This is a genomic window from Moorena sp. SIO4E2 (assembly GCF_010671945.1).
Lineage (GTDB): Bacteria > Cyanobacteriota > Cyanobacteriia > Cyanobacteriales > Coleofasciculaceae > Moorena > Moorena producens.
In genome coordinates, this window is sequence record NZ_JAAHIE010001025.1 from 1 (window position 1) to 1,906 (window position 1,906).

Annotated in this window: 3 protein-coding genes; all 3 read right to left on the reverse strand. The window is 42.2% G+C overall.

Features of this window, described 5'->3' with window-relative positions; translation table 11 throughout:
- On the reverse strand, positions 1-932 hold a 932-nt coding region (locus tag F6K37_RS40175; RefSeq protein WP_287256864.1), incomplete at its 3' end, for an RNA-guided endonuclease InsQ/TnpB family protein.
- 153 nt (positions 933-1,085) lie between these two features.
- Complete coding sequence (locus F6K37_RS40180) at positions 1,086-1,496, reverse strand: hypothetical protein (RefSeq protein ID WP_287256865.1); 411 nt, start codon at positions 1,494-1,496, stop codon at positions 1,086-1,088.
- 77 nt (positions 1,497-1,573) lie between these two features.
- Entirely contained in the window at positions 1,574-1,768 is a 195-nt protein-coding gene (locus F6K37_RS40185) for a hypothetical protein (protein ID WP_287256867.1), read from the reverse strand.
- Positions 1,769-1,906: the final 138 nt, after the last annotated feature.

Consider the following 1,906-nt stretch of genomic DNA (forward strand, 5'->3'; position numbering starts at 1 on the left):
CCAAAATGCTCCAACCACTTCCTGAACTGATACCAACCTGCGTCATTAATAGACTTAGCCAGACAATGATTTTTTACTAGATTTTTAACTCTTAGATCTTCATAGGCCACCAGGTCGTTAGACCGGACTACGCAGCGTGCCAGTCTCTTGGCATGCTCTTCACGTCGCCTACTTATACTAAGGTGATGCCTAGCTAGTCTATTAATTGCTTTTTTACGATTGGCTGTTCGCGAAGCGTGGCCTACGGCCTTGCCTTTATTTTTCCGAGAAACTCGGCGTTGATAAAACTTTAATCTCTTTTCCCCAGTCCTGTAAAAACGGGGATTGGGTTCTGTCTTGCCATCAGAATTGGTATAGAACTCTTTTAGCCCTACGTCTAACCCGATAGTCTTTTTTGATGGCTCTATTTCCTCGTTGTTATCAACTGACACGCAAAATTGGACATAGTAGCCATCAGCCCTTTTTACGATCCTGACTCGCTTAATTTGCTTCTTGTCGAAGCGCCACAAGTCCCATGTACCCTTGAGCTTAAGTTTTCCAATCCCTTTATTGTCGCTGAATGTTATTGACTTTTTATCAGGGTAAAGTTTCCATCCTGACTGCTTATATTCGACTGAACGGCAGTGTTTTTGGAATCGGGGAAATCCTTTCTTTCCAGGTACTTTCTTTTTGCAGTTGTCATAGAAACGGGCGATCGATGACCATGCTCTTTCTGAGGCAGCCTGGCGAGCCGTTGAGTTTAACTCATTAGCAAATGGAAATTGATGAGCCAATACTTTACTGTACTTGCTGAGATCAAATTTGTTGGTTCCTTTATTATCCATCCATAACCTGATACAGCTATTACGGATGAATTTTACTGTCCTGATAGCCTCATCAATTGCTGAGTATTGACTCTTTTTTCCTTTGACTTTGAATTCCATAATAATCATCGGTTATCGACCTCTACCGCTCTTAATTTATTCTACAACATCTATAGTAAAATTACGGAACATTTTTAGAATATTTTCTCAAGGCGGCTAAAGCCGCTGTGAGTCTTCATCCCCGGTTTAAAAATGCGGGGCTTTCGACTTGTACGTCCCCGGCTAAATAACTTCACCTTCGATCGTTTCAGGAACGATTATATTATTGCCATCTGCAAATATTTCAAAAAGACTGTCAAAAACGCAGGCTACTTGGTCAATACCCTTGTAAACTGTGTTGTTGAGAATCAAGATGGAGTCTTCGGAATAGTCAGAGATAATGTCCTCTAGGTCGGAGTTTGCCCATGCATTAATGTGGTGTTCCCATACCTTTCTCGTTTCCTCTGTTGTTTCATCGGCACGCCAGTTATAATAGGCTACCAAATTGGTGTTCAAGCTCGGTTCCGCGTTCCCAACAGAAGCATCTGCAAGTACTGGAGCGGAAAAACACGCCCAGCAAAGCCCGATTGCGATCGCAGTTACTATCCCAGCTTTTAACCACTTCAAACGTCCCAAAATACTTATAGAAATCATAGACTATCTTTTTATAACTCTTCAATAAGCTAACAATACTTTTTAGTTGTGACCTCTCAGCTTTTTGGCTGAGGTATTTATAGCTGCTCAATGAGCAATTGGCAACTTTGGAATCTTCCGGGAAAGTAAAACCAATAAGAGAAGACATCAATATCTAACGGTTCAGTTAGAACGTTTAATCGGGTGATATTCGATCGCCATCCAGATACAATCCGTATCTGAATAATACTGATGCCACGGATAGGTATATTGCTGGTTTTCGTGTACTTCACAAAAAGGAACAGACCGCTAATCCCCCCCGGTCGAAACAGGCTATTGCCCAATTACAGCAGCGGGTCATTTCTTCCCAAGCCACAGTAGCGCTTACTACCACGGACTTATGGAAAAGAATCCAGCAGCAGTGTAGCTCG

Excerpts from the sequence above, each read along its gene's own strand:
- F6K37_RS40180 (WP_287256865.1), bottom strand. The coding sequence starts at position 1,496 with ATGATTTCTATAAGTATTTTGGGACGTTTGAAGTGGTTAAAAGCTGGG.